The organism is Microterricola gilva (assembly GCF_004217495.1).
In the GTDB taxonomy this organism is placed as follows: Bacteria; Actinomycetota; Actinomycetes; order Actinomycetales; family Microbacteriaceae; genus Microterricola; species Microterricola gilva.
In genome coordinates this window covers 1305868-1328874 of sequence record NZ_SHLC01000001.1, presented here as the reverse complement: position 1 = coordinate 1328874, position 23007 = coordinate 1305868, and the positions used below count along the sequence as shown (strand labels likewise).

Below are 23007 nucleotides of genomic sequence, written 5' to 3'. Positions count from 1 at the left end.
GTCAGGCATCCGTCGCCTCCTTCGGAGCAGGCGTGTAGGTGCCCACGTTCACCCGGATCTTCTGGGTGCGCGGATCGGCCTTCGGTTCAGGGTTTGCCCGGTATGGGTTGGGTGGCAGCGTGAAGGCCGACGCGCTGCTGAGACTGCCGAGCACTCCTTCCGCGCCCGCATCCCATGCTTTCTCCGCGATCACCCGACCATGCTCAGCGAGAGCGTCGGCGGGTGCGGTGGCGAGAATGTTCTCGACCTCCGACGCCATGCGGATTGCCGTGACCGGTATCGCGGTCTTCTCCAGATGCGACTTCACCTGCTCGATGACGGCCAGTGCTGCGTCACGCTCAGCCAATGCAGCGGTGAGGTATCCCTGATAGCGAGTCGCCTGGCTGAGGAATTCCGAGTCAAGCGCGAGGATCGCATCGGCCTGATCCTCGTGGTAGTTGTCGGACTGAAACCCGTGCTCGCGCAGCAGGTCGATCAATTGCTCTCGGGTGATGACCCTCATAGTTGTGCCTGCCCGCGAATCCCGAGCGCATCGAGTGCGGCATGAGTGCCATCGAATCCCGGAAGCTCTGGCGTCGGCTCGACTTCCGTTGCCGCCTCCTGCGCGAACACTGCGGTCATCGCGGGGTGATTCATCTCCTCGTCGGTGAACGGCCGGGGCTTGAACCTTGCCGCCTCCTGTGCGGAGAGGTGAGCGCCGCATGACTCAAACAGCTCAAGCCACACCTGAATGTCCGAACGCGTGATGCTGGAAAGTGGCTGCTGTTTGCATAGCGCATCAAACGCCTTCTCAATCAGCTTCTCGTTGTCGTTTTTCATGTCCCCTCCTTGGAAACAGTGGAGGCCCTGACCGCTTGTGCGGGAAGGGCCTCGAAGGTGGTGGGTTTCGCATTACAGTCCGGGCATTTGTCGCCCCAGAGTTTCGCGATGAACCAGCCTTCGCGTGTCATCTGCTCGGGCTTCGGGAGCTTGGATTGCGCGAACTCGAGCCGGTGATCGGTTCGCCCGCACTCGTCACAACACCACGCCCAAACCGGGCTAGTCACATGCATGCGCGTCATCAGAACCACTTCCGCTCGGTGGTTACGGCCGCGATCTCGTCATAGGCGATGTGGAGCACCTGCGGGCAATCGGTTCGCTCGCCAGACCATGAGAGCGAGCCGGGGCGGTGCGTGACCTTCTCCGCACGGAGCTTGATCACGGCGCCGGACTTGAGCGTTATCTTCGCCAGAATGTGAGCCATGGCTTAGAACGGCGTTTCGTCGCTGTAGCTGCCCGGCGTGTTCCAGACGTCGCCTGACGCGCTCTCAGCAGCCGGTGTGGTTGGCGCCCACGGTTCGGATACGGGAGCGTTCTGTGTGGCGGCTGTGGCTTCCCCGGTGCTGATGCGTGGCGCGTTCAGCGACAGATCAACCGATCTGCGCTCCTGTCCATCGTCACCCGTCCACGGATCGCCCACCTTCGCGGACAACAGGCCCGACACTGACACGACATCACCGACCGACAAGCCGGACGGCTCCTTGAACCAGAGGGTGTAGCTCGTCTTGTAGACCTTCCCGGCCGATTCGTTCTCCTCGACCACCTTCACGCCGTTGCCCGAGTTGTTCAGGCGGGTCACGGTGACATCCTTCAGCTTTACGATTGCCATCTACTTGCTCCTTCGTTTCCTGTTTGCTTGCAACCCGCGCGCATACAGCGAGCGGGAGACTTTCGAATTGGTCCAGTTGAGCTCGGCAGCGATCTGCGCCACCGTCATGCCCTTCTCCCAGAGAATGTGCACCTCATCCGAACCCGTGTGTAGCTTCGACATCCGATACGCGTCCGTCGTCAGCAGGCCAGTCACCGAGTCGCCACGTAGATGTGCGAGGGTGCGCAGCCTGTCGTACACCGACTCGGGCAGCTCGAGCTCGAGCAGTCGCATCTCGCTCATGCCCGCATCCCCACTTCGCCAACATCAACGGGCACGCCTTCGATCTGGTCGAACTCGAACCGTTCAGCCGCGGCTCTCCTCTCACCCTCACGCAACGTGTAGAGAGCATCAGCAGCATCGGCGGGCAGTGGTGTGCGTGCTGGCCATGACGCTTCGATCAGGCCACGCGCTTTCGCAGACCTGACATCCGCCTCGATGGCTGCCTGACTCGTGCGACTCGACACGGCCACCGCGTTCAGGATGTGCCGAACACTGAATGTCTCCTTGGCGAGCGGGCCTGTGAAGTGCGCGACCGTTGCCGCCTGCGCATCCGCATAGTCGACGCCACCCAACGCGAGGAACCATGCTTCCGTCGTAACCCGGTCAACAGTGATGAACCTGTCGAAGCCGCTCGCGATCGTGAGCACCTGGCCCACCTCAACCTTGTTCATGCCTCAATTCCTCTCTGGCTCATTGCTTCCTCCGCCGCCAGCTGGGCAACGAAGTCGAGGTTCTGCTCTGTGCGGGTCGGCTTCCGTGATGCGTCTGCTCGAGTGGGCAGGTCATCCGTCCACCGTTCGCGACCGATCCACACACCAAGAGCTGGAACGAACTGCCGTTCCGTTGTCGCCTCGTACGCGTCACCGAATCGGATGATGACGTTCACCAAGTCATCGACGGGAATGCTGCCGGCTGCTTTCTTGAACTTCGCCAGCGCATCCTTGCGATCTGCCTTCTTCGGCCAGTGGTCGTAAGCAGCCGAGAAGAGAGCGTCGAGGTCGTGGGTGATTGCCACCGCGGAACGCGGGTTCCTCTGTTCCCTGTTCCTCTGTTCCTCTGTTCCCTGTTCCTCTGTTCCAGCGGGTGTTTTACCGTGCGTCCGCACGGAAGTTCCGCGCGCTTCCGCATTTCGGTGAACTTCCGCGTCAACACAGGCATCCGGGGCATCAGGTCGCGGATATTTCCCGTTCGCACGACGCTCGTTCTTCTGGTGCTCATCCCATGCCGGAATGCAGTAAAAACGGCGCCCGTTGATGGTGTAAAACTCGGTTCCGAAGCATGTTGCAACTTCCGTGCAAAGGCTCTGAAATTCCGCGTTTGTCACATCGTCGTCATTCGGGAACGCAAAACCGAGCAACTCACGAGGCGTCCACTCACCCACGCCGTGGTCGTCACACCAGTTCCACATCGCGATATAAAGCAGTCGTGCCCGCGGTGATGCCTTCGCGGTCGACGGTGAACGCCAAAACTCAGGCTTGATCGATCTGATGCGGGCCATATCTCCTCCTCTCCTTCTTCATGCGGGCACCGTTGCGAGCTGCTGGATGAGCTGCCGGCCGATGTGCTCCGTGTACGCCGGCGGGATCGCCTCCGACAGTTCGCGTAGTTCCATCCAGTCGATGCCCATAGCCTTCCGCTGGGTATCCAGAGGGATGCGCCAGACTCCCACCTCAACCGTCGATCGAAGGTTGGCCCGATTGGTTGCCGGGGGAAAGCGGGGCGTCTGCCACGAGTGGTCACACGGCGGCGCGACCAGGGTGACGTTGCTCTCAAAGTTCCTGTGTCTACGCACGTCGAGATGAAAGCTCGACCCGCAGTACATGACCGGGTCTTCAAGCGGCGCGCCAGGAACGTTCTCGATCACGTACGGCAACCCAGACGCGATGAGGCCTTCGCGCGCCTCTGGGATCAAGTTCAGGTACCCCGACCCAACTCCGGCGCCGCGTCTCCTGTACGCGGTGAACCGTTGGCACGGTGGTGAGGCGTGGGCGGCCGCGAAGTCGGCAAGGGACAGCAGCTCGTCGCCGAACCGCACGGCCCCTCCTGCGACCAACATCGCGAGCAGCCCGATCGCGTCACCCTGGTAGAACGGGAACGGGTAGTTGGGCTGGGGCGCAATGTCCACCCCGTAAACGTCGAAGCCGGCCCGGGCGTACCCGGTGCCGGCTCCTCCTGCGCAACAGAACAGGTCAAGGATTCTTGGTTTCGTCACCCTTCCGCCCCACTCTCAGCCGCCTTGTTGAGCTCGCCCCATTTGCGCTTCATGGCGGCGATCACGTCTCCTGCTGCGTGTGCTCCACTGGCTGCTTTCCCGAGTGATGCAACAGCGTCGATGTCGTCACCGGCGAGCTTGAGTTCAGCGGCCCAGTCCCGTCCGGATGTGTCGGTGGGCTGGGTGGGCGCGGTTGGGAGCGGCTGGACGGTGAACTTGTCGCGCTTGCCACGAGTCGTCTGGACGACAACCGTTGTCGCCTCCTTGATGTGCGAAACGGCGCGGACACGGATGCCGCCCGGAACCTCACGCCCGAACTTCACACTGGGGTCGCGGTACAGCTCTACGCGACGGCCGATGAAGTCGTCGCTGTCCTCGGTGCCCCACACGTCGTTGAGGAGCTGGATGACCGTGTTCGGTGGACGCCAGCACTTCCCCTCGCCTTCGACCAGGTCGATGTCGTACGGGCCTTCCTTTGTGCCATCGCGAACTCCTGCGATGGTGAAGACGCGAGACCCAACCGCGAAATCGTCAGCATTCCATTGGTCCGTGTTGCGCTTGGGTGCAACTCTCATTGTTCGTACTCCGTTTCGTTCATGTCGTAGTCGCGCAGCCAGAAGGGGGCTTCGAGGGTGACGACGTCGTTTGAGTAGGCGGGCCATTCGCCTGTGGTGAGGCCGTGCTTGTAGCGGGTTTTCGCTTCCCGCACGTCGCGGATTGCTCGCAGCTCGTATTCGAAGTCGAGCTCGTACACGCCGACGCCGATGCTGTGCAGGCGGGAGGTTTCGACGGCCACGAAAAAGAACCGCTCGAACCGTTCGCCTGTTGCTCGTGCGTGTACCTCGCGGTAGAACTCCTGCTGGATGTCGTACCGGTACGTCGCGACTGACTTGCCGAACCCGCGGGGCGATGCATCGGCCGCGGATTTGAGGTCGATCATTGCGTTGCCGCTGATACGGTCGAAGCGTGCTCGGAGGTCGATGTCAAACTCGTCATCGTGGGCGAACGCGGTTGCTTCCGAAATGCCGTCGCTCTCGAACAATGGGCCTGCGAACTTGTGTGCGAGGACGGCTTCGGCGGATGCGTTGACCTGCTCGAGCTCGGCCCTCTTGAGCGGGATCAGACCTTGTGCACGCGAGTCCGTGATGAACTTGCGTGCAGCATCCGTGCCCGTGCTGCCAGACTTCGACAGCACCTCTTCGGGGATCTCGACAACGCCCATGCCGATGCCGAGCACCTTCGCGTGGATCGCGTGGCCCACGTCGAAGGCTTTCTTGTCGGTGCGGTTGCCGTCGAGGATCTGGTACTTGAACAGTGCCGGCGTGTCCTTGATGAGCGTTTTCGCCCCCGTAGATGACAAAGCCGGATGCGCGTGGTACTCCGCTTCTGGCATGTCGAGGATCAATCGTGGCTCACTCATTGAGCGCCTCCCATCTCTCTTCCAAGTCCCCAACTTCTGCTCTCCTGGGGTCGCCTCCACGGTCGAACGCGTCGGTGTCGTCGTAGGCGGCATCGGTGCGGGTCATGCGTGGATTCCGTTCAGCTTCAGGTGTGCCCGTTCGCCGCGTTTCGCACCGACTTGTGTCGGGTACATACGCGCCCATTCGCAGGAACACGACACGCTCGTCAGCCCAGCCTTAGGGCCAGCTTTGAGAGTCAGCGAAAGGGTCACGTGGCCGTCGTTCCAGCTCATCGAATCTCCTCAATCCGTAGTTCCATGTGTGCAACTGCTCCTGGTCGGTATTCGATGAGGGGCATGTCGCGTGTGACTTGTTCTTGTGTGTCGTCCTCGACAATTCCGGCGTCTACTAGGCCGTCGATCATCGGTTTCAATGTGGGTGTGATGTTTTCGCCACCGTCACGGCGCCGCTTGTCTTTCACTACCCACACGAGCGACACCCGGATACGACCAAGTTCGGGGATGCGTTTCGCGAGCTCGGCTGTTTTGATGCGGACCTGTTTCGTGAGGCGTGCTTTGTGCGCCCAATGCGTGCGGTCATTCGCCGCAATGGGTGGGCGCGGGTAGTCGAAATGCAGCACCGTCACGAACGGTTCAGCGGGTGCCTGCGTGTAACCGTTGCCGTTCCAGGGAGTCATGCCCACACCGCCTCTGCCTCAAGCACACACCGTGGGTAGATTTCCCGCTTCTCGGCGAGAACTGCCAGCGCCTCGGCCTCGCTCTCTGCCGTGGCAAGCGACGCGCCCGCCGGGGAACCAATAGGGCTGTGGTCTACGCGGCACGTGACAGCCCATGTGTTGTCGCTCATGCTGTCTCTCCTCGTCCTGCAGCCCATCCGGCTACGAATGCGTCGTGTTCTCTGAATAGGGGTGATGCGTCGAAGTTGAGTGGGATCGTTGAGTACTGGTCCCATGCGGCTTCGGCTTCGTTGGGTGCGTTGACGGCGCGAACAACAGCGTCGAGTGCGGCGTCTACACCGGCCGTGTCGTCGATGATGATCAGTTCGAGCTCACGTGGTCGGGTGGTCATTGGTTCTCCTAAGCTTTTGCCCGATCGCTGCACACAGGATCAGGACTACGACGATCAGCAAGCCCATGCCCGCGATCATCAGGTGGTCGGAAAAGTAAGGGCCGAACACGTACAAAACGCATCCGGCCAGGAGGAGGGTGAGAAGACGGCGGTTAGTCACTCGGGGCCTCCTCTCGGACGTTCACGGACAGCCCGTACCCGTAGTAGCCAGTGCCCTCACTTGCATCCGTCTCGAAGCCGAGCACCTGATCGAGGTTCGCGAGGATGAACCACTTCTCGCCACTGCCGACGCCATCGCCACCCGTGGCCTCAACCGAGGTGATGACGTGCTCCACGTTCTGCAGGTCGAGGAGAATTTCACCCACGCCAGCCCATGCGCAGCAGCTGCCCCACCCGCTGACGGCGACCTCGCGGCCACTCTCAAGCATCAGCTTCAGCTCGTCTTCCCGGCCGCTCCTGTCCACCTCGGCCTTCACGATTCGCTGCCCCACGACAGCCGCGCTCAGCTCGACGCGCGTCTCTTCGAAATAGCTCTCGGTCTTGTTCTCGCTCATGCCGTCATTTCCCTTTCTCTACGTGTTCTTGCCCACAGTCGGGGCATTCAAATCCGTGCTCGAACGTTTCGAAGTCCGACCAGTACGCGACAGTCCCGGCGAAACCACACGGGCAATCGACATCTGCGGTGTCCCACTCGACACGTGTGCCGCTACTTGCCACGACGCGCTCTAGCTTTCAAATGGCACACACACGCACCATTCGGTCGACCGCACGCCAACGCATGAGGGCCACCAGAACAACGCGCGCAACAACGGTCGGTTGCTTCCTTTGGGTAGGTGGCTGGTGTTCCTGCGCCACCACTGATTGGGGATTGGAAGGTCATGCGGTTGCCTCCTCTGCGGGGTTTGGCTTGGGGAGTGCAGCGTCGAACGCCGCTTGCATCTCTTCGTTCAGGCAGCCGCGACAGATCTTGAGGATCCACGGCACTGAGCCGCCGTTGGCGTCGTGACCCGGCCAGCACACCGCGCGGTAGTACTGCTCGCCTGGCTTGATCTGCTTCGTGCAGCCGTAGTTGCGGGCCTCGCACCAGTGGATCTGGCGCGCCTTCACGACCCAGCCCTCGTTGCCGTACTTGTCTTTCGGGAGCTTGATCATGACTGCACCGGCCCAAAGAACATGGCCGCCAACATTGCTGCGTCATCCCCACCAAGCCGGTTCACCTGACGCAACACCAAGCGCCGTTCTTCCGGTGTCGGTTCCGGGATTGGTTGATACCCGAACGCCCCGACATCCAACGTTGATCTCGTACCCTTACGGCCACCAGACGACGCCTTCACGCACATGTCGCAACGGCCACGACCAGACACACGAACCGTCCCCGGATGATCAGCCAGGCGTGCACGAGTCGGACGTATCGGGCGGGTGCAAGTGGTGCAGTTTGCGGTAGTCATCAGGCACCCCCGAGCTTCGACATGAGGAGTGCTGCGGCGGTCACGAGCACAGCAACTGCGACGAGGACAACAGCCCAGCCAAGGATGATCAGGTCGGTGCGCGTTACAGGGCGCGCGGTCGAATGCTTTGCAGTCATGTGTTTCTCCTTCGAAATCAGCCACAGACGTGGCGGGTAATAGGTGAGGTGTTGTGGTGCGACGCCGGGTACTACGCCCAGGAGAACCGATTGCAGGCTCGCCGCCTTGGTGCGAGTTGCGGCTAGACGCCGCGAGTGAAGCTGTAGACCTGGTCGCGGATAGAACGGCCGGAGATTTCAACGGTGGGCGTGAACCATCCGTCCCCGAGCGAGCGGCTGACGACGAGGCCGCCGTTTGCCTTCTTCGGTTCAGCAGCTGCCTCAGCAGCACGGCGCTCCGAAAGGGTCAGCTTCCGCAGGTCTTCGAGAACCTGCCATGCGTCGTAGTCGTCGGGGTTATCGAACCCTGCGTGCTCAACCTGTTCCTCGTACTCGCGCTTTTCCTTCGCGTCGCGCAGAGTCGCGAGTCGCTCCTGAGCGTTCTCAATGTCATGTGCCATGTGCTTCCTTCTCCTTCTTGTTGTCGAGTGCCAGCACGCCGATCCGTGAGCGCACGTGCTGGCCTTGTTGCTAGGCCGCAGGTCGCTCTTCATCGAGAGCGTGACCAGCAGCACCCTTGGGCGCTTCGTCACCGTCGACCGTGACCTTGAAAAGCGTTCTGCTGGCCGACTGGAATACGACGACACCCTCTGGCTTCATGAAGCCAGGGGCAGCCACCGAACCGTGCGTGCGAAGTCGCTCAACCTGCTCGGCGATGACCCAGTTGTCGAACTGGCCCTGCGCGAGAACCGGGACAATACCCAGCCCCTCAACGCCCACGAGCTCGTCGGCGCTCCACCTGCCCGTGTTGAACAGGCTGAAACGCTTGTCGCCGCCAGTGAGGCCGTACTTGCGCTGGATGCCTGAGCCCCACCACTCACCAAAGTGGCGACCCGGGCCGAGAATGTCGCGCAGCTCGGCAGCGTTGCGATCCACCCAGCCGGCGAAACCGTAGTTGTCGGCATCCGGTGTGATCAGCCGGTTACGGGACTGAGCGCCGACCTCACCTGCTTCTGTGATGACGACTGCTGCGTTCGTTCCGTCGAGCTTCTCCGTGATGACCATGCCCCGGTTCAAGCGGGCGATCTTCGGGAAGGCCTCGAACGTGATTCCCTCTGTCATTGCGATTCCTCTCCGTTGTTTTGAATGTCTTGCAAGGCCTGTTCATCCCGTCAGCGTTGGGGCACGACTTCTACCCACTTACGGCGCTCCATGAGAACGAACCGGCCTGTTGCCCGCCCCGAACGTGACTGCGCTCACATGAACCCTGCGCAGCCCCGAAAACCTCAAGGGCGGTACTACCGCTCGCAGTCCTCATAGCCGGGAGGTGGTGTCTCCGGGCTGTCCCCGATATCCGCAGATCAGACGGGCTGTTACTCCTGCAAGTTCTGTTCAGTTGTGAAGTGCTGCGACCACCCGCCAGAAGGCAAAGGCGTCGCCAGGCCCTAGGTGCGACAGGCGCAAAAAGGGCTAGAACATGGGGGTTGTTAGCCCGTGGTGGCGAGGATCACGATGCAGATGAGGCCGGCGTAGAGGAAGAACGCCATGACGGCAGATGCCCGCGTGAACGTGAGGGTGTTGCCGATGAGTGCGATGTACAGCACCGCATTCACCACGAACCACACAATGAGGAGGATCGCCCAGCCGCTCATGACGCCACCGCCACAAGTCCGAGCTTCTTCGCGATGAAGTCGAGACCGGACGGGCGAACCTTCGACGTGAACGTGGTGTGCGATACGTCCTCGCTGTCCGTGTAGGTGGATGCCGTCACATTGAAATGATGCGCGTAACGCTGGTACGGGGTCCGCTGCCCAGCCTGGATGATGCCCTCAGCGCGCAACCGGGTGAACAACGTCGTGCGGCCGATACCGAGGATCTTCGCCGCCGCATCCATTGAGTAGGCGCCGTCCGCATCCATGAGAGTTTCGTACGCCTCCACCTTCGGGGCGTCGATTGCGATCTGCGCCTCGAGTGCGACCCGCTGGCGAACCTCTGCAGCTGCGAGCTCGAGGGCTTCAGCGAAATCGGTGGGAAGTGCGGAACCGAACTGGCCCGTGCGGTTGATCGTCGGGAGAACCTCGTGCCGCACCCAACGCTGGAAGTCACGCACGATCGGCGAGCGGCTGATGAGCATGAGGGCGAACAAGCCCGGCTCGTTTACCGCGGCCATCATCTGCATGCCGCCAGGGGTGTCCACGGCTACGGACACCCTTTCGTCGGGGTCCAGCTGTGCGACAGCATCGCGGTACTTGCTGATGCCTACAACGTCGCAGGCGTCCTTGGCCACGAACCACGGTTCGCCGTCGATGATGACAGTCCGAACCTGCTGGCCTGAATAGGTGAACATGTCGAGGCCGGTCATGATGCCTCCCTCTCGAGAGTCGCAAGCTCGCGCTCTGCGGCGTTGATCAGAGTCATGCCTTCAACGCCCGTGAACCACTCCCGGGTGCGACCATCGGCTGTGCCGCCCAACTCCCCCGCGAGACGGATCAGAGTTGCCTCGTCGGCGAGTGGCGCATCGGAGCCAACGCGCCAGAAGCGCATCAGCTTGTGGCCACGTACGCGGCGGTTGCTGCAGTTCGCACGAACGCGTGTCTCGAAGTCGACGGACTGGCCAACCTTCACAGTGCCGTTCGCGAACTCCAGGATGTAGACGACATCCACGCCACGGTGCGTGTACATCACGCCTTTGCCGGCCGCTCGATCGAAGAGGATCGGCACGCGAGCCTCAGCTTTTACTGCCTCGAGCGAGTCCGCGGAGAGCGCCTGCCCCTTGAACGCGGTCATGAGGCCGCTCCCCCGAATGTGCGCGCCTTGATGAAGGCGGCGAGTGAGGATGCCGGGATTCTCTTCTTCGATCTGAGGTTCGTCCCCAGCTCGACTACGGCCAACTCCCCCGCGTCGATGCGGTTCTGCACGTAGTGCCGGCCCACGTCGAGCGTTTTGGCAACTACCGAGATTGGGAGCATTGGCTCAACCACTGTCTCGGCGGTCATGATTCCACGTCCGTCACTCTGAAGAAGTGGTCGAACGGGTATGGGTATGTCACGAGGAACGCGGCAATGACCCGTGGGCCTGGTTCCGCGATCTTTCGGACAAGTCTGGACACGGTGGACGCGTCCATGTCTAGCTCTGCTGCGAAGTCCTTGACGGTTCGTCCGCCTCTGACTCGAGCAACGTTCTCTTCGTTGATCACTAGTGTTTGCACTGGCTCACCTTGCTTGTCCACACGCAATGTTGCGTTGTGACAACACTAGGACATCTAACGAGCTTGCGCAAGCACAACTTGTTAATGCGCATTAACAATATTCGGGCATGACAAATCCGCCAAATGTTGCGGGCGCGCCAGCATGGCTTGCACGGCTTGCGTATGCGCATGTAGTGTTTGCGCATGAACACAACGCCATGGTGGGACTATGTCCAGCGCGTCACAAACAATGCTGGCGGAGTCGAAATCGCAAGGAAGGCGGACTTCGACCCGTCAGCAGTCAGCCGGTGGAAGCGCGGAGATCCCCCACGCTGGGACTTCGTCCTGAAGTTCGCCCGCGCCTACAACCGCAATGTTCTAGAGGCACTCGCGGAGGCCGGCTTCATCACGAAGGAAGAAGCCAACCTCCACGAGGTGCGTGTGGGCATTGAGGATATCGACACGATCGCACTGCTCGAGGAAGTCATCCGGCGCCAGCCGCGCTAGACGGGGATCCTGATCGTGAAGAGGTCAGAGAATGAGAGCGGAAACGCCAGGAGCGAGGCCGCTATGAACATGGTTGACGGCTTCACCGCCCCAGCAAGTACATGGTCAAGGTTCACCGCCTCGGCTCCCAAGCGCTCGATGATCTCTTCACGGTCGACTGTCTCTTGCACGCAACGCCAGCCATCACCATTGATACCAATGCCCAAGTGTTCTTCCCCAACTTGATCAGCCCCGCTTAGTGGGGTTGTCACCTGATAGTAGCTGTGCCGTACGACATTGCATTGCGCGTGCACAAACAACACATGACTTGTCCTCATTAATGAGGACACGAGATTTGAGGAGTGGAAATGGGCAGGAACGCGAAAGGCGCCGGCTCGGTTTCAAAGGTCGCCAACGGGTACCGCGGGTACATCACCGAAGACGGGAAGCGGAAGTACACCCCCGTATTCAAGACGAAAGTGTTGGCCTCGACGGCCGTCCGCGAGCTGGCCAATCGCAAGGATGACGGCACGCTTGTCATGGGCCGCGACTGGACGCTCGAGGAGTGGATACGGCATTGGCTCACGATTGCTGATCTGAAGCCTGGCGTGCTCGCAGACTATGAGTGGTCACTCAAGGCGTATATCGCGCCGAACTTGGGAACGGTCAAGCTGTCGAAGCTGAAGGTTGAGATGCTCGAGAAGCTCTACGCCGACATGGCTTCCGGCAAGGTAAGCAAGAGCGGGAAGCCGTTGGGCGCCAGCTCGATCGGAAACGTGCACGCGAACATTCGTGCAGCTTTGAATGTTGCCGTTGCTCGAGGGCGTATCGGAAAGAACGTGGCGCTGCATGCGGTCATCCCAGAGCGACCGAAAGCGGAGACAACATCATTCAGTGAGGCTGACGCGCGTGCTGTGCTGCGGGCAGCGAGGGGCGACAGGCTCGAAGCGCGGTGGAGCCTTGCGCTCATGTACGGCCTGCGCCCCGCTGAGGCCCTTGGATTGTCGTGGGCAGACGTGGACTTGGTGGGCGGCTCAATCCGCGTCCACGGGCAGCTACAGCGCGTCACGGGCAAGGGTTTGATCTATATGCCGATCCCCAAAACGAATGCCGGCGATCGGATCATCACGCTTGCCCCTGTCGTCGTAGAACAGCTCAAGGCGACGCGCGCGCAACAGATGATCGATCAGGCCGAGAACGCTGGCGTCTACAAAGAGTGGGAGTACGCCGGAAAGCCGGTCGGCTTGGTGTTCACCCGCCCCAATGGGCGCCCGATTGAACCGCGCCTGGACTCCCAGTACTGGAAGGCGCTGCTCGCATCAACCGGCCTCCCCCATGCGCGCCGATACCAGCTGCGCCACACCGCGGCCACGCTCATGCTCGACATGGGCAACGACGTTGTCGTGGTCGCTGCGACGTTGGGACACGCTAACCCGTCATTCACGTATGACACGTACGTGCACCCGCTCGAGGAGCGCAAGAAGGAGCTCGGCCAGATGATGGGGAAGCTTGCCGAGCCAGAGGGTGATTCTGCACCCTATCCTGCACCGTATGCGAGCAATGGCCGGGGCTCTACGGGAACTCTCGAATCGGCAGATGCCAGTGGATAGGCGGGCGCCAGCCGTGCGGGACTCGTCGGGAAACTAGTTTGCTCTGTCTTCCAAACAGATGATGCGAGTTCGATTCTCGTCAGCCCCTCCATGTAGATGAAGGGCCCCAGCCGATTGGCTGGGGCCCTTTTTTATTGCCGGAACACTCGTCGCCGTGGCTCAGCCGCCGGTCCGCGGGGTGTACTCGAACGTCGAGATGAAGTACAGGCACAGGGCGATGCTGACGAGCATCGTCATCAGCGGGGGAAGCCAGGCCCACCTGTACAGGGGACTGCTGAGCAGGAAGATTCCCGCCAGTGTGCCGAACAGCGGCGTCAGCCATACGCTGGCGAGTGCCAGCTTCGGCCCATCGCCGAGCATGTACAACTCGTCGATGCTGCAGACGGCGCAGCCGTCCACGAATGTGTACGCCCTGTCGAGGATGTAGAACGACAGTGCGATCGTCAGGACTCCCTGGGCCAGAATCAGCACGATGGCGAGAGCGACGAGGCGCTTCCCACGAACTGTGGGCGCGATCGGAGCCGAAGAATCCTCTGCCGTCACGATGTCCTCCGCTCGCCGTTGCGCACATCCTGCCCACTCCTCGCGCAGGGCTTGACACGGCGCGCCGCGACTGCGAAATTGCATTCAGGAGTCGACTGTCGTGCCGGCATGCGCGGCTTCGCCTCCGAGGGGAGGGCAACAATGGCGTCGTCGAGTTCACGAACCACCGACGGTAAGCCGCGGCGGCTGCCGCGGCATCCTGCCTCGCGTCTGGCCGAGCACTGGACCACGATCGACGGAATCGACGTGTTCTACCGCGAGTCCCCCGCGCCATCGAACGCGCCGGTCATGATGCACCTGCACGGCTTCGGCCTCTCCGGCCGGTACCTGCTGCCGACGGCCGAACTGCTCATGGATGAGTTCTACACGCTCGTGCCCGACCTTCCCGGTTTCGGGCGGAGCGGCAAGGATCCCAGCGCGCTCGACGTGCCCGACCTCGCCCATGCCGCGGCACGATTCCTCGACGAGCGCGGCGTCGAGAAGACGACCTTGGTCGGCAACTCGATGGGATGCCCGGTCATCCTGGAATTCGCCCACCACTACCCGGAGCGGCTGGAACGCGCGATCCTCGTCTCCCCCGCCGGCGGCCTGCACAACCAGCCGCTGCGGCGCGCCATGGGCCAACTCACCAAGGACGGCCCGCGTGAGCCGGCGCGGATGATGCGGGTGGCGACGCCGGACTATCTGCGTTTCGGCGTTCCGAGCACGGTCAGGATGTTCCAGGCACTCACCAAATACCCGACCCTCGACCGCCTGCTCGAGCTGAGCATCCCGACACTCGCGGTGATCGGCAGCAGGGACCCGCTGATGCCGGACTCCCAGCGGGTCAGTGAGGTCGCCGGCCAGACCGACAATCACCTGCTCCTCGTCGTGATCGACGGTGCAGCGCACGCGATCAACTTCAGCCACCCGGGCGAGCTGGCCCACGTCATCCGTCTGTTCATGGCGGACAAGCCGATCGTCGACGACCCCGATTCGCCCGGTCATGCCCGCGTCTACGAGATCCACCGCGGAAAGTTCCACCCGCCGGCCTCCGCCAGCTGAGGCGCTCAGCGAGACCGACTCAGCTCCTCGAGCCGGCCGAGCCCGCCGGGGAGTGCGGCCTGCAGCCGGCCGAGGGCGCCCAGCAACTCCGCGGACCGCTCAGGCTCTGCTGGGACTCGCGCCGGGTTGAGGGCGACACCGTTGGCCCACGCCCTGATGTCTGGTTCCGATCCGAATGACATCGTGGCGCGGGTGCCGAGCAGCGTCATCATCGCCCACTGCGCCAACGAGTTGCCGTACGGGGTCGGCGGGCACAGCCGGTTCTTCTCGGCGTCGTGGTGATCCGTGTCGGAGCGTCTGGTCGCCTCCACGTACCCGGCGAGCGCCGCACCGAAACACGGATACCCGGCCCGGATCGGCTGGAGTGTGATCGCGGTTGGGCCCCAGATCGGTATGAGCGGTGGATTCTGCAGGCCGGATGCCGCGCAGTGCACGACGAGCGCATCCCGCGCAATCGCCACCTCGCCGCGTTCGAGAGCGAGCCGCCCGCTCTGCACCCGGCGGACATGGCCCAGGCGGACGACGTCCTCGATCCCGCGCAGCAGCGCGAGTTCCCACTCCGCCAGCGTCGGTGCCTTCGCCATGGTCGGAATGACCGAGCGGTCGATGCGCAGCATGATGCCGGCATCCTCCAGCCGGAGGAACAGATCCGACAGAGAGGTGGCGTCGGCAGCCGCCTCCATCGTGTCGGCGGCCATGCCGAGGAACACGGTTGGATTGGGTTGCACCACCGCCCGGTTGAGCATCCACGGCTCGCGTGGTCTCACCCACCGGATCCTCCCGGCATCCACGCCGTGCCCGAGCAGCCAGATGCAGGCGTCGGTTGCGGTCTTGCCAGAGCCCACGATCACATACTGCGATGGCGCATCGCCGAGACGCGCGAGATCGTTGACCGGGATCACCCTGACATCGGGATCCACCTCGAACGGCGGCGGCGTGTTCGCGGGGATGTCGGGTGCGAGGTATCGGGCGTCCACGATCCGACAGCGGGGAGACACCTCGAACCGGTGCCCGGAGACGTGCGAGACGATCTCACGGTTCGGCAGGTACTCACAGTTGGCGAGGAACTCGACCCTGCCGGATTCCACCATCCGGCTCAGCACGCGACCGAAGTAGGCGCAGATCTCGGAGACCGTTCCCCGCTCGTACAGGCCGACCTCCGGTCCGTGCGTCTGGACGTTGCCGCCAAGCACCGTCGACGCGACCCCGTAGAACGCCGAGGCCTGGTGCAGCCGGACGAACGGATACGCGTCAAGCCAGTGCCCACCTGCGCTGTGACGGCGGTCGACGATCGCCACCCGAACGTCGGCATGATCGATCAGCGCGTCCGTGAACGCCATTCCCATGGCGCCGGCACCGACGACGAGGTAGTCAGCCTGCAGGCTGCGCGTCATGGCGCAATTCAACCACCGCGCCGGAGCTACCGCTACGCTTCGCCGCGCTGCCCTGCCGCTACGCTGGGAGCCGTTGCGCCCGCGAGCGCGGGCCGGGTGGGGGCTTGAGTGTGACGCCAGGACAGAACGAGCAACGGGTGTCTTCGCACCTGGTCTGGCCGCGCAGCACCGACGAGCTCGTCAACCGTGCGCTCTGCCCCGCCTGCTTCCAGACGCTGCGCGGTCTGCGCTGCACGGTGTGCGGTCTCGACCTGAGCAGTCCGCTCGCGGCCGAGCTGCTGCAGGCGTCGACGGATGCCGCCGAGCAGCTGAACCGGCGCGGCCTGCTGATCGCGCAGATGCGTGCGGCCGTGCCGGTTGCCGCGCCCGCACCCGCACCCGTCCCCATCGCGGTGCCAGCGGCCACAGTCGTTCCGCCGGTCGCTGCGCCGGCTGAGGTATCGCCGGCTGCAGTACCCCCGGCGGCGACTCCACCGGCTGCGGCTCCCCCGGCTGCGGCTCCCCGGCGCTCCAGCGTGCAGATGCTGTTGCTCGTCGTCGGCGTCTCGCTCGTGGCCGTCGCGTTGGTCTTCTTCCTGATCATCGCCTGGTTCGTCGCCGGCCTCGCCGCCCGCGCCATCATCGTCGCCGCCATCACGGTGCTGGTGTTCGGCGCGGTCTCGCTGCTGCAGCGATTCCGGCTGCACTCCACGGCCGAGGGCATCGCCGTGCTCGCCGTGCTGCTCGTCTACCTCGACATCTGGGCGATCCAGGCCAACGACCTGTTCGGCGCCGCCAGCGTGGATTCGGCCAGGTACTGGGGAATCGCGGTGCTGCTCAGCGCACCGCTGTTGCTCGGCTGGTTCCGTTTCACCGGCATGCGCGCCGCCAGCGTGGCCGGCTTCGCCGCGGTGCCTGTCGGTGCCGGCCTGCTCGCATGGGCGGTCGCCACCCCGCCTGGGCAGGGAGTCGACGCCTTCCAGCGACCATGGCTGTCCGCGGTCGTGATCGTCGGTGCCGCCCTGGTGCAGCTGCTCGCCCCGCGTCTCGGGCGCAGCCTGGCGAGGCCGCACCGTTTGCTCGCTGAACGGGTGCTCGTGCTCCTCATCGCGTCCCCGGCGGTGCCGGCTGCCGTCATCCTCGGCCTGTTCGTTGCGCCAGGCCAGCACTGGGCGCCGATCTGGGGACTCGGCGTGCCGACGGCGGTGTTCGCTGTGCACGTGCTGGCCGGGTTGCGGATGCCGGAGACGCTGAACCGCACGGCAGCAACGGTCGCCGCGGCCGCCGCCGGGTTCAGCCTCGCCGCGATGCCGATCGTGATCGGGCTCCGGGCCAGCACCGAGACCGAGACCCTTGTCTGGCCGGTGCTGGTGAGCGTCGCCGTGCTGCTGGCCGTCGACGCCATGCGGCCGCGCCTGTTCGCTGCGGGACTCGGCGCCGGGATCGGCGCCGGAGCCGTCGTCGCTGCTGCGCTGGTGGTCGTGCTCTGCGTGCTGTTCGTGACCTTCGTGGCCCGCGCACCGCTCGCCAACGGGTTCGGCCCGTGGAGGCCAGCCGATCCGGCGACGCTGCAGCCCGACGTCGTTGCGGTCCAGGCCGCGTTGGTCGTCGTCGGCGCAGCGCTGCTCACCGCCGGTGCCTGGTCGCTCCTCGGCGTGCTCAGGCGCCGGGTCATCGTGCTCCAGACGCTCGTCGTGCTCAGCGCTCTCGGCTGCGCCGTGCTGATCGCCCCGCCCGCCGTCGCGGCGCTCGCCTACCTGGCCATCGCCGCCTGCGCGCTCGCGGTGCTGGCTCTGCCGGCGCTGAACGCCCGCATCGCCCCGCGTGCTGGCAGCCGCGCGCTCGGTTTCGCCACGCTCATCGTTGCGGCATCCGCCGGCTACCTGCTCGCCTTCGATTCCCTCTGGCTCTGGCTGCTCGGCTCCGGTGTGATCATTGGCCTGCTGCTCGGCGCCCGTGAGATCGCCTTCGCTTCCGTGCTGCGTCCGGTGCTGCTCGCCGCGACGGTGGTGTTCGCGCTCGTGACCACGGCCATGCTGCCGATTGCGACGGTCACGGCGACCGGCGCAGCGTGGAGCGCCGTCGTCGACACCCGCGCGCTCGTGATCCTGGTCTCCGGGCTTCTCCTGCTGCTGTTCAGCGTTCCTCTTGGCCGCTTCGCTCCCCCGTCGGATCGCGCGTGGGCGCTCGGGTCTGCCGCCGTCGTTGGGGTGCTCGCCTCCCTGACCGGGGCCCTCTCCGGAGACGGCCCGCTCTCTGCCCCGCTGCTCGCCGGCATCGGCGTCGCGGCCGCCGGAACGGCCGCGGTGTTGCTGATCGCGCTGCCGGCGAACCGAGCCCTCGCCGTGACGCGGGTCTTCGCGCTGTTCGGCGTCACGCCCGCGTTCTGGCTCAGCGGACAGTACGGCTTCGCCGCACTGGCGACGGCGGGAGTGCCTGCCCCGAGGATGCTGGTCGAGCTCTGGCCGGCCGTTGTCGGCCTGCTCGTGCTGGCGATCAGTCTCGCGTGGGAGCTGCGCTCGGCCACGGCCCGCCCGAATCGCGCGCTCGACCGGCTGCTGCTGGACGCCAGCGCCGGGCTGGTGCTCGTCATCGGAGTGGTGGGCGCGCTCGCCGCCGTCGATGGGCCTGCGGCCTGGCTCGTCTACCTCGTTGCGGGGATCGCCGTGCTGTTGGCATCCGTCGACCGCGCCGGCCTGTTCAATGCGGCGAGCCCGCGTCACCAGCTGGGGTGGCTGGCGCTGGCCCTCGGCACGGCCGCGCTCTGGTCCGGGCTGTCGGATGCCGGGGTCACGGCACCGGAACCGTACTCCGTCACGCTCGCCGCCGCCCTGCTGCTGATCGCGGTGCTGCTTGTGCGCGGCGCGCGCCGGGACGGCGCGGAGGCGGCATCCGCGAGCACCGCGGTCTCCGCTCTCGTGGCCGCCGGGATCCTCATCGCGCTCGTGCCGTCCGCGGTCTACGGCGCGAACGGCAGCGTGCTCCGCCCGATCCTGACCGTCGCCATCGCCGGCGTGATGCTGATCGGCTCCTGCCTCTGGCGCGCCCCGCTACGCGCAACGCCGCTCCGCAACGCCGTCATCGGTGCCTCCGCTGTCGCGCTGCTGGTGGCCGTCGGAGCCCGCGCTCTCGGCCTGCTTGGCGTGTCGTCAGGCACCGTGTCCGGAATCTTTGAGCTCTGGGTGCTCTCCGGCGCCGGCATCCTGATCGCCGCGGCGGCGGCGCTCGGCGGCGAATCGCGTCGCCTCAGCACCGCCCTCGTCGCGACCGCCCTCGTCGGCGGCACCCTGCTCGAGATCGCGGCGCTGGCGGCGACCGCGGATGCCGCAGACGGCGGCCTGCGCGCGATCCCAGTCATCGCCGCGCTCAGCGCGGCGCACGTCCTGCTGTCGTGGCTGCGCCCAACCTCCCTCGCGCCCTGGGTGCCGACGCTGGCACTGGGCCTGGCCGGGGCGACCGCCCTGTACTACCTCGCGACCTTCGTGCTCGGCGTCAGCGATGCTCCGCCGTTCGAGTTGGCGACCGTGCCCGTCGCGCTCGCGTGGACCGCCAGCGGCGCCATCCGGCTGTCATGCACCCCCGGCGCCCGCAGCTGGCCCGCGCTCGGCGGCGGACTCGCACTGCTGCTCGTGCCATCGCTGCTGGCCGACTACACGGACTCCCCGCTGTGGCGCGTCGTCGGCCTCGGCGTCGTCGGCCTCGCCGTGCTGCTCGCCGGCCTCGCCCTCCGTCTGCAGGCCCCCTTCGTTCTCGGCGGGGGCGTTGTACTGCTGCATGGCCTGGCGCAGCTCTGGCCGTGGCTGTCGTCGCTGTACAACCCGACGCTGTGGTGGCTCTGGCTCGGTGTCGGCGGCATCCTGCTGATCGCGCTCGCGGCCCGCTATGAGAAGCGGATCCAGAATCTGAAGCACGCCGCGGCGAGGATCACCGCACTGCGCTGACGAGGGGCTGCATCTGGCCGCTCGCGCTCCCGGGCGCGCTGGAGGACAATGGCTGCATGTCTCAGCAGGCGGCTCTGCCGCCAGAAGGAGTTCCGGCCGGGTCGGCCTCGGTCCGCGCGCAGTTGCTGGCGACCGAGCACTGGAGCCTGCTCGCGTCGCGGAGTACCACCCAGGGCGAGGTGCTCACTCGCATCAGCATCTTCCTGACGCTCACCTCCGCGAGCCTGCTCAGCATCGCGCTCGTCGGGCAGGCCAGCACGTTCAGCGACACCTTCCGGGTGTTCGCCGTCGTGATTCTCGGCGTGCTCTGCGTGATCGGCGTCCTGACGAATGTGCGCGTCGTCAACGTCGGGCACGAGGACCTCATGTACGTGCTCGCCATGAATCGGCTCCGCGCCGCCTACCTCGCGCTCGACCCCGGCATCGAGCCGTACCTGATGGCCTCCAGCCACGACGACCAGGCCGGTTCGCAGCACACGTACTTCTGGCTCGGCCGGCGCAGCGACTTCAGTCACGTCGTCGGCAGCAGCATGATCTTCATCTCGGCGGTCTGTGCCGCGCTCATCGGGCTGTTCGTCGCCGCGCTCGGCGGCCTCTTCGGCGCGCCGCCCTGGCTGCTCTACGTGCTTGGCTTCGGCGTCGGGCTGGGCTATCTGGCTCTCAGCTCCTGGATCGGCGGCCGCCGCTACTACGCCCTCTGGCACGACTACGAGCCGGTGTCCCCGAGCCCGAGTGCCGGCTAGCGCTGCAGGAAGGCGAGGACCGCGAGCACCCTGCGGTGGTCGGATCCGGAGTCGTCCAGCTGCAGCTTCTGGAAGATCGACGTCACGTTCTTCTCGACGGCGCCGACGCCGATGAAGAGCCGCTCGGCGATGCCGGCGTTCGTTCGTCCCTCCGCCATCAGCTCCAGCACCTCGCGCTCGCGCGGGGTGAGGGCGTCGAGCGGGTCGGAGCGGCGCGCGAGCAGTTCGCGGACGACCTGCGGGTCGAGCACGGTCCCGCCCGCGCTGACGCGGGCCACGGCATCCTGCAGCTCGTCGAGCGATGCGACGCGGTCCTTCAGCAGGTAGCCCATGCCGCCTGAGCCACTGGAGAGGAGTTCGTGGGCGTAGCTGCCCTCGACGTACTGGCTGAGCAGCAGGATGCCGATGCCGGGCTGCCTCCTGCGCAGCTCGATCGCGGCGCGCACCCCCTCGTCGCGGAAGGTCGGCGGCATCCGCACGTCGAGCACGGCGAGGTCTGGCCGAACCGTGTCGACCTCGGACAGCAGCTGATCGGCATCGCCGTACGCCGCGACGGTGTTGTAGCCCGCCTCGTCGAAGAGGCGCACCAGCCCCTCGCGCAACAGCAGGGAATCCTCGGCGAGAACAAGGCGGAGCGCGGGGGCTGGAGCGGTGGAGTCTGTGGTCGGCACAGACTCCACGCTAGCGCGGCAGCGGGATGTGCGCGCCCACGGCGGTCGGCCCGCCGAGGGGGCTGTCGATCGAGAGCACGCCGCGCAGGCCGGTGAGACGGTCCTCGAGGCCGCTCAGGCCGTGCCCTGCACGCTTCTCCGCGCCTCCGGAGCCGTTGTCGATCACCCAGAGATCCAGCCACTGGGCGCTCGGCTCCGCCCGCAGCGCGAGGTGGAGGCGGATCGCGCCGGCCCCGGAGTGCTTGGCGGCGTTGGTGAGCAGTTCGGCAGCGACGAAGTACGCGCTGCGCTCGATCTCGGGCGCGAGGCGGATGGCCGGGTCCAGCTGCAGCTCCAGGCTGACCGGGATCGTGCTGCGGGCCGCGAGCGACTCCAGACCGGCGATGAGGCCGCGGTCTTGCAGGATCGGCGGGGCGAATCCGCGGGAGAGGGCGCGCAGCTCTTCGAGGGTGTCCCTGGCCTGTTCGCGGGCCTCGGTCAGCAGGGCCTTGGCGGCATCCGGGTCGGCGTCGATCTTGCGCTCTGCGCTGGCGAGATCCATCTGCAGCCGCACGAGGCGCTGCTGCGGACCGTCGTGGATGTCGCGTTCGAGCCGGCGGAGCGACTGGTCCTCGGCCAGCACCGCTGCCCCACGGGAGGCGCTGAGGGATGCGACCTCGAGGCTGAGCGCCTCTGAGCGCCAGGCGGAGAGCATGCCGCGGGCGACGACGTTGTGCAGCAGGGTGAGGCCGCGGGTGACGAGCGGCAGCGTCGCGAGGAAGATCAGGCCGATCGCAAGGTACAGCAGGCTCTCGCCGAGCACGGGGTCGATGTCCAGCTCTGCGCCGGGCACCGCCCAGTCGATGAGGAGCTCGTGCAACCACGTGTCGTTGGCCTCATCGGGCAGCGCGCGCTGCCAGATCCAGCTCGTCGCTCCGGTCAGCCCGACGGTGAGCCAGACGAAGGAGATCGTCCAGCTCAGGATGCCGATGATCGGCGCGACGACCATGCCGTGCAGCAGGTAGAGCCAGTAGTGGCCGTCGGCGAATGGGGCGAGTGTGATGCGCCAGAAGCTCTGGGTCTCTCCCGGCTTCTCCCACTGCGGGCGGGCGATCCGCGGGCGTCCTGCCCACTGCAGTCGCAGCAGTTCGAGGGTGCCGAGAGCGCGCGCCGTGTACATCGCGGCGACCGTGATGAACACGCCGACGAGGATGGCGATGAGCCCGAGCCCGGTGAAGAACAGCGTCGAGAGCACGACCAGGCTGATGACGGCGATCGGCAGGTTGAGCAGCAGGAAGCCGAGCTCCTGCGGGACGCGCAGCCAGAGTCTGCCGTAGTTGTCGTGCGTGCGCTGCGCCGGCTGAGTCGTCGCCTGGGTTGCCGTGATGGTGGTCATGCTTCGATTCTGTCCAGCGGATGCCGGCGGCCACAGCCAGCTGGCAACCGAAGGCTTCCGGGGGTTATCCCCACCGGCAC

33 protein-coding genes are annotated in these 23007 nt (G+C 65.2%); 5 read left to right on the top strand and 28 right to left on the bottom strand.

All coding sequences use genetic code 11. The features are described from left to right. Window position 1: 1 nt before the first annotated feature. The 24 genes from EV379_RS06055 to EV379_RS17595 all read right to left on the bottom strand — a co-directional run bounded on the left by EV379_RS06055 (window position 2) and on the right by EV379_RS17595 (window position 11150). The gene (locus EV379_RS06055) at window positions 2-502 is read right to left on the bottom strand and encodes a hypothetical protein (RefSeq protein ID WP_130505344.1); all 501 of its coding nucleotides are present in this window, start codon (window positions 500-502) and stop codon (window positions 2-4) included. After that, window positions 499-819: a hypothetical protein gene (locus EV379_RS06050; RefSeq protein ID WP_130505343.1), complete on the bottom strand. Its 321-nt coding sequence runs from the start codon at window positions 817-819 to the stop codon at window positions 499-501. Before EV379_RS06050 ends, EV379_RS06055 begins: the two co-directional genes overlap by 4 nt. Window positions 820-1060: 241 nt before the next feature. Then, entirely contained in the window at window positions 1061-1243 is a 183-nt protein-coding gene (locus EV379_RS06045; RefSeq protein WP_130505342.1) for a hypothetical protein, read from the bottom strand. 3 nt (window positions 1244-1246) lie between these two features. Further along, window positions 1247-1648 carry a hypothetical protein gene (locus EV379_RS17370; RefSeq protein WP_242616263.1) on the bottom strand — a complete coding sequence of 134 codons (402 nt, stop codon included), beginning with the start codon at window positions 1646-1648 and terminating at the stop codon, window positions 1247-1249. Then, window positions 1649-1930, bottom strand: coding sequence for a hypothetical protein (locus tag EV379_RS06035; RefSeq protein ID WP_130505341.1), 282 nt, complete (start codon window positions 1928-1930; stop codon window positions 1649-1651). Next, window positions 1927-2361 carry a hypothetical protein gene (locus EV379_RS06030; protein WP_130505340.1) on the bottom strand — a complete coding sequence of 145 codons (435 nt, stop codon included), beginning with the start codon at window positions 2359-2361 and terminating at the stop codon, window positions 1927-1929. Before EV379_RS06030 ends, EV379_RS06035 begins: the two co-directional genes overlap by 4 nt. Further along, window positions 2358-3188, bottom strand: coding sequence for a hypothetical protein (locus EV379_RS06025; RefSeq protein ID WP_130505339.1), 831 nt, complete (start codon window positions 3186-3188; stop codon window positions 2358-2360). The genes EV379_RS06030 and EV379_RS06025 overlap by 4 nt, the downstream gene beginning before the upstream one ends. Window positions 3189-3206: 18 nt before the next feature. Further along, entirely contained in the window at window positions 3207-3815 is a 609-nt protein-coding gene (locus EV379_RS06020; RefSeq protein WP_207226203.1) for a hypothetical protein, read from the bottom strand. Between the two features lie 83 nt (window positions 3816-3898). Then, entirely contained in the window at window positions 3899-4477 is a 579-nt protein-coding gene (locus EV379_RS06015; RefSeq protein ID WP_130505337.1) for a hypothetical protein, read from the bottom strand. After that, window positions 4474-5322, bottom strand: coding sequence for a PD-(D/E)XK nuclease-like domain-containing protein (locus EV379_RS06010; RefSeq protein ID WP_165397303.1), 849 nt, complete (start codon window positions 5320-5322; stop codon window positions 4474-4476). Before EV379_RS06010 ends, EV379_RS06015 begins: the two co-directional genes overlap by 4 nt. A 269-nt stretch (window positions 5323-5591) precedes the next feature. Next, a complete protein-coding gene (locus EV379_RS06005) occupies window positions 5592-5999 on the bottom strand; it encodes a RusA family crossover junction endodeoxyribonuclease (protein ID WP_130505335.1) in 408 nt (135 codons plus the stop codon). Between the two features lie 166 nt (window positions 6000-6165). Further along, window positions 6166-6390, bottom strand: coding sequence for a hypothetical protein (locus EV379_RS06000; protein WP_130505334.1), 225 nt, complete (start codon window positions 6388-6390; stop codon window positions 6166-6168). After that, window positions 6371-6550 carry a hypothetical protein gene (locus EV379_RS05995; protein ID WP_130505333.1) on the bottom strand — a complete coding sequence of 60 codons (180 nt, stop codon included), beginning with the start codon at window positions 6548-6550 and terminating at the stop codon, window positions 6371-6373. Before EV379_RS05995 ends, EV379_RS06000 begins: the two co-directional genes overlap by 20 nt. Next, entirely contained in the window at window positions 6543-6944 is a 402-nt protein-coding gene (locus EV379_RS05990; RefSeq protein WP_130505332.1) for a DUF7448 domain-containing protein, read from the bottom strand. Before EV379_RS05990 ends, EV379_RS05995 begins: the two co-directional genes overlap by 8 nt. A 4-nt stretch (window positions 6945-6948) precedes the next feature. Next, a complete protein-coding gene (locus EV379_RS17600) occupies window positions 6949-7107 on the bottom strand; it encodes a SipW-dependent-type signal peptide-containing protein (protein WP_130505331.1) in 159 nt (52 codons plus the stop codon). 159 nt (window positions 7108-7266) lie between these two features. After that, a complete protein-coding gene (locus tag EV379_RS05980) occupies window positions 7267-7542 on the bottom strand; it encodes a hypothetical protein (RefSeq protein ID WP_130505330.1) in 276 nt (91 codons plus the stop codon). A 295-nt stretch (window positions 7543-7837) separates the two neighbouring features. Continuing rightward, a complete protein-coding gene (locus EV379_RS17155) occupies window positions 7838-7975 on the bottom strand; it encodes a hypothetical protein (protein WP_165397302.1) in 138 nt (45 codons plus the stop codon). Window positions 7976-8097: 122 nt separating this feature from the next. Continuing rightward, window positions 8098-8415, bottom strand: coding sequence for a hypothetical protein (locus EV379_RS05975; RefSeq protein WP_130505329.1), 318 nt, complete (start codon window positions 8413-8415; stop codon window positions 8098-8100). A 70-nt stretch (window positions 8416-8485) separates the two neighbouring features. Beyond that, window positions 8486-9076 (bottom strand): RNA ligase family protein, encoded by a 591-nt coding sequence (locus EV379_RS05970; RefSeq protein WP_207226202.1) that lies wholly within the window; start codon window positions 9074-9076, stop codon window positions 8486-8488. A 365-nt stretch (window positions 9077-9441) separates the two neighbouring features. Next, window positions 9442-9606 carry a hypothetical protein gene (locus EV379_RS17150; RefSeq protein ID WP_165397301.1) on the bottom strand — a complete coding sequence of 55 codons (165 nt, stop codon included), beginning with the start codon at window positions 9604-9606 and terminating at the stop codon, window positions 9442-9444. Continuing rightward, complete coding sequence (locus EV379_RS05965) at window positions 9603-10316, bottom strand: phage antirepressor (protein WP_130505328.1); 714 nt, start codon at window positions 10314-10316, stop codon at window positions 9603-9605. The genes EV379_RS17150 and EV379_RS05965 overlap by 4 nt, the downstream gene beginning before the upstream one ends. Beyond that, window positions 10313-10741 carry a hypothetical protein gene (locus EV379_RS05960; RefSeq protein WP_130505327.1) on the bottom strand — a complete coding sequence of 143 codons (429 nt, stop codon included), beginning with the start codon at window positions 10739-10741 and terminating at the stop codon, window positions 10313-10315. Before EV379_RS05960 ends, EV379_RS05965 begins: the two co-directional genes overlap by 4 nt. Then, entirely contained in the window at window positions 10738-10950 is a 213-nt protein-coding gene (locus tag EV379_RS05955) for a MerR family transcriptional regulator (RefSeq protein ID WP_130505326.1), read from the bottom strand. Before EV379_RS05955 ends, EV379_RS05960 begins: the two co-directional genes overlap by 4 nt. Continuing rightward, window positions 10947-11150 (bottom strand): helix-turn-helix domain-containing protein, encoded by a 204-nt coding sequence (locus EV379_RS17595; protein WP_423203256.1) that lies wholly within the window; start codon window positions 11148-11150, stop codon window positions 10947-10949. Before EV379_RS17595 ends, EV379_RS05955 begins: the two co-directional genes overlap by 4 nt. A gap of 195 nt (window positions 11151-11345) precedes the next feature. Between EV379_RS17595 and EV379_RS05945 the strand changes: the two genes are divergently transcribed. After that, window positions 11346-11648 carry a helix-turn-helix domain-containing protein gene (locus EV379_RS05945; RefSeq protein WP_130505324.1) on the top strand — a complete coding sequence of 101 codons (303 nt, stop codon included), beginning with the start codon at window positions 11346-11348 and terminating at the stop codon, window positions 11646-11648. Window positions 11649-11995: 347 nt separating this feature from the next. Beyond that, window positions 11996-13237, top strand: a complete 1242-nt coding sequence (locus tag EV379_RS05940) for a tyrosine-type recombinase/integrase (protein ID WP_130505323.1) — start codon at window positions 11996-11998, stop codon at window positions 13235-13237. A gap of 159 nt (window positions 13238-13396) precedes the next feature. On the opposite strand, the gene EV379_RS05930 is transcribed toward EV379_RS05940, so the two are convergent. Next, a complete protein-coding gene (locus EV379_RS05930; protein WP_130505322.1) occupies window positions 13397-13780 on the bottom strand; it encodes a hypothetical protein in 384 nt (127 codons plus the stop codon). A gap of 141 nt (window positions 13781-13921) precedes the next feature. On the opposite strand from EV379_RS05930, the gene EV379_RS05925 reads away from it, so the two are divergent. Further along, complete coding sequence (locus EV379_RS05925; RefSeq protein WP_130505321.1) at window positions 13922-14824, top strand: alpha/beta fold hydrolase; 903 nt, start codon at window positions 13922-13924, stop codon at window positions 14822-14824. Window positions 14825-14829: 5 nt separating this feature from the next. Here the strand turns inward: EV379_RS05925 and EV379_RS05920 are convergent, their stop codons facing one another. Continuing rightward, window positions 14830-16218, bottom strand: coding sequence for an NAD(P)-binding protein (locus EV379_RS05920; RefSeq protein ID WP_130505320.1), 1389 nt, complete (start codon window positions 16216-16218; stop codon window positions 14830-14832). A gap of 137 nt (window positions 16219-16355) precedes the next feature. Here EV379_RS05920 and EV379_RS05910 point away from each other — a divergent pair, with 137 nt between their 5' ends. Then, window positions 16356-20138 carry an SCO7613 C-terminal domain-containing membrane protein gene (locus EV379_RS05910; protein WP_165397299.1) on the top strand — a complete coding sequence of 1261 codons (3783 nt, stop codon included), beginning with the start codon at window positions 16356-16358 and terminating at the stop codon, window positions 20136-20138. 56 nt (window positions 20139-20194) lie between these two features. Further along, the gene (locus tag EV379_RS05905; RefSeq protein WP_130505317.1) at window positions 20195-20881 is read left to right on the top strand and encodes a hypothetical protein; all 687 of its coding nucleotides are present in this window, start codon (window positions 20195-20197) and stop codon (window positions 20879-20881) included. On the opposite strand, the gene EV379_RS05900 is transcribed toward EV379_RS05905, so the two are convergent. Continuing rightward, a complete protein-coding gene (locus tag EV379_RS05900; protein ID WP_130505316.1) occupies window positions 20878-21552 on the bottom strand; it encodes a response regulator in 675 nt (224 codons plus the stop codon). The genes EV379_RS05905 and EV379_RS05900 overlap by 4 nt on opposite strands. Window positions 21553-21562: 10 nt before the next feature. Continuing rightward, on the bottom strand, window positions 21563-22927 hold the full coding sequence (locus EV379_RS05895; RefSeq protein ID WP_130505315.1) for a sensor histidine kinase: 1365 nt from the start codon (window positions 22925-22927) through the stop codon (window positions 21563-21565). Window positions 22928-23007: the final 80 nt, after the last annotated feature.

Coding starts and splice junctions, on each gene's coding strand:
- EV379_RS06055 (WP_130505344.1), bottom strand. CDS start 502: ATGAGGGTCATCACCCGAGAGCAATTGATCGACCTGCTGCGCGAGCAC.
- EV379_RS06050 (WP_130505343.1), bottom strand. CDS start 819: ATGAAAAACGACAACGAGAAGCTGATTGAGAAGGCGTTTGATGCGCTA.
- EV379_RS06045 (WP_130505342.1), bottom strand. CDS start 1,243: ATGGCTCACATTCTGGCGAAGATAACGCTCAAGTCCGGCGCCGTGATC.
- EV379_RS17370 (WP_242616263.1), bottom strand. CDS start 1,648: ATGGCAATCGTAAAGCTGAAGGATGTCACCGTGACCCGCCTGAACAAC.
- EV379_RS06035 (WP_130505341.1), bottom strand. CDS start 1,930: ATGAGCGAGATGCGACTGCTCGAGCTCGAGCTGCCCGAGTCGGTGTAC.
- EV379_RS06030 (WP_130505340.1), bottom strand. CDS start 2,361: ATGAACAAGGTTGAGGTGGGCCAGGTGCTCACGATCGCGAGCGGCTTC.
- EV379_RS06025 (WP_130505339.1), bottom strand. CDS start 3,188: ATGGCCCGCATCAGATCGATCAAGCCTGAGTTTTGGCGTTCACCGTCG.
- EV379_RS06015 (WP_130505337.1), bottom strand. CDS start 4,477: ATGAGAGTTGCACCCAAGCGCAACACGGACCAATGGAATGCTGACGAT.
- EV379_RS06010 (WP_165397303.1), bottom strand. CDS start 5,322: ATGAGTGAGCCACGATTGATCCTCGACATGCCAGAAGCGGAGTACCAC.
- EV379_RS06005 (WP_130505335.1), bottom strand. CDS start 5,999: ATGACTCCCTGGAACGGCAACGGTTACACGCAGGCACCCGCTGAACCG.
- EV379_RS06000 (WP_130505334.1), bottom strand. CDS start 6,390: ATGACCACCCGACCACGTGAGCTCGAACTGATCATCATCGACGACACG.
- EV379_RS05990 (WP_130505332.1), bottom strand. CDS start 6,944: ATGAGCGAGAACAAGACCGAGAGCTATTTCGAAGAGACGCGCGTCGAG.
- EV379_RS05980 (WP_130505330.1), bottom strand. CDS start 7,542: ATGATCAAGCTCCCGAAAGACAAGTACGGCAACGAGGGCTGGGTCGTG.
- EV379_RS17155 (WP_165397302.1), bottom strand. CDS start 7,975: ATGACTGCAAAGCATTCGACCGCGCGCCCTGTAACGCGCACCGACCTG.
- EV379_RS05975 (WP_130505329.1), bottom strand. CDS start 8,415: ATGGCACATGACATTGAGAACGCTCAGGAGCGACTCGCGACTCTGCGC.
- EV379_RS05970 (WP_207226202.1), bottom strand. CDS start 9,076: ATGACAGAGGGAATCACGTTCGAGGCCTTCCCGAAGATCGCCCGCTTG.
- EV379_RS17150 (WP_165397301.1), bottom strand. CDS start 9,606: ATGAGCGGCTGGGCGATCCTCCTCATTGTGTGGTTCGTGGTGAATGCG.
- EV379_RS05965 (WP_130505328.1), bottom strand. CDS start 10,316: ATGACCGGCCTCGACATGTTCACCTATTCAGGCCAGCAGGTTCGGACT.
- EV379_RS05960 (WP_130505327.1), bottom strand. CDS start 10,741: ATGACCGCGTTCAAGGGGCAGGCGCTCTCCGCGGACTCGCTCGAGGCA.
- EV379_RS05955 (WP_130505326.1), bottom strand. CDS start 10,950: ATGACCGCCGAGACAGTGGTTGAGCCAATGCTCCCAATCTCGGTAGTT.
- EV379_RS05945 (WP_130505324.1), top strand. CDS start 11,346: ATGAACACAACGCCATGGTGGGACTATGTCCAGCGCGTCACAAACAAT.
- EV379_RS05940 (WP_130505323.1), top strand. CDS start 11,996: ATGGGCAGGAACGCGAAAGGCGCCGGCTCGGTTTCAAAGGTCGCCAAC.
- EV379_RS05925 (WP_130505321.1), top strand. CDS start 13,922: ATGGCGTCGTCGAGTTCACGAACCACCGACGGTAAGCCGCGGCGGCTG.
- EV379_RS05920 (WP_130505320.1), bottom strand. CDS start 16,218: ATGACGCGCAGCCTGCAGGCTGACTACCTCGTCGTCGGTGCCGGCGCC.
- EV379_RS05905 (WP_130505317.1), top strand. CDS start 20,195: ATGTCTCAGCAGGCGGCTCTGCCGCCAGAAGGAGTTCCGGCCGGGTCG.
- EV379_RS05895 (WP_130505315.1), bottom strand. CDS start 22,927: ATGACCACCATCACGGCAACCCAGGCGACGACTCAGCCGGCGCAGCGC.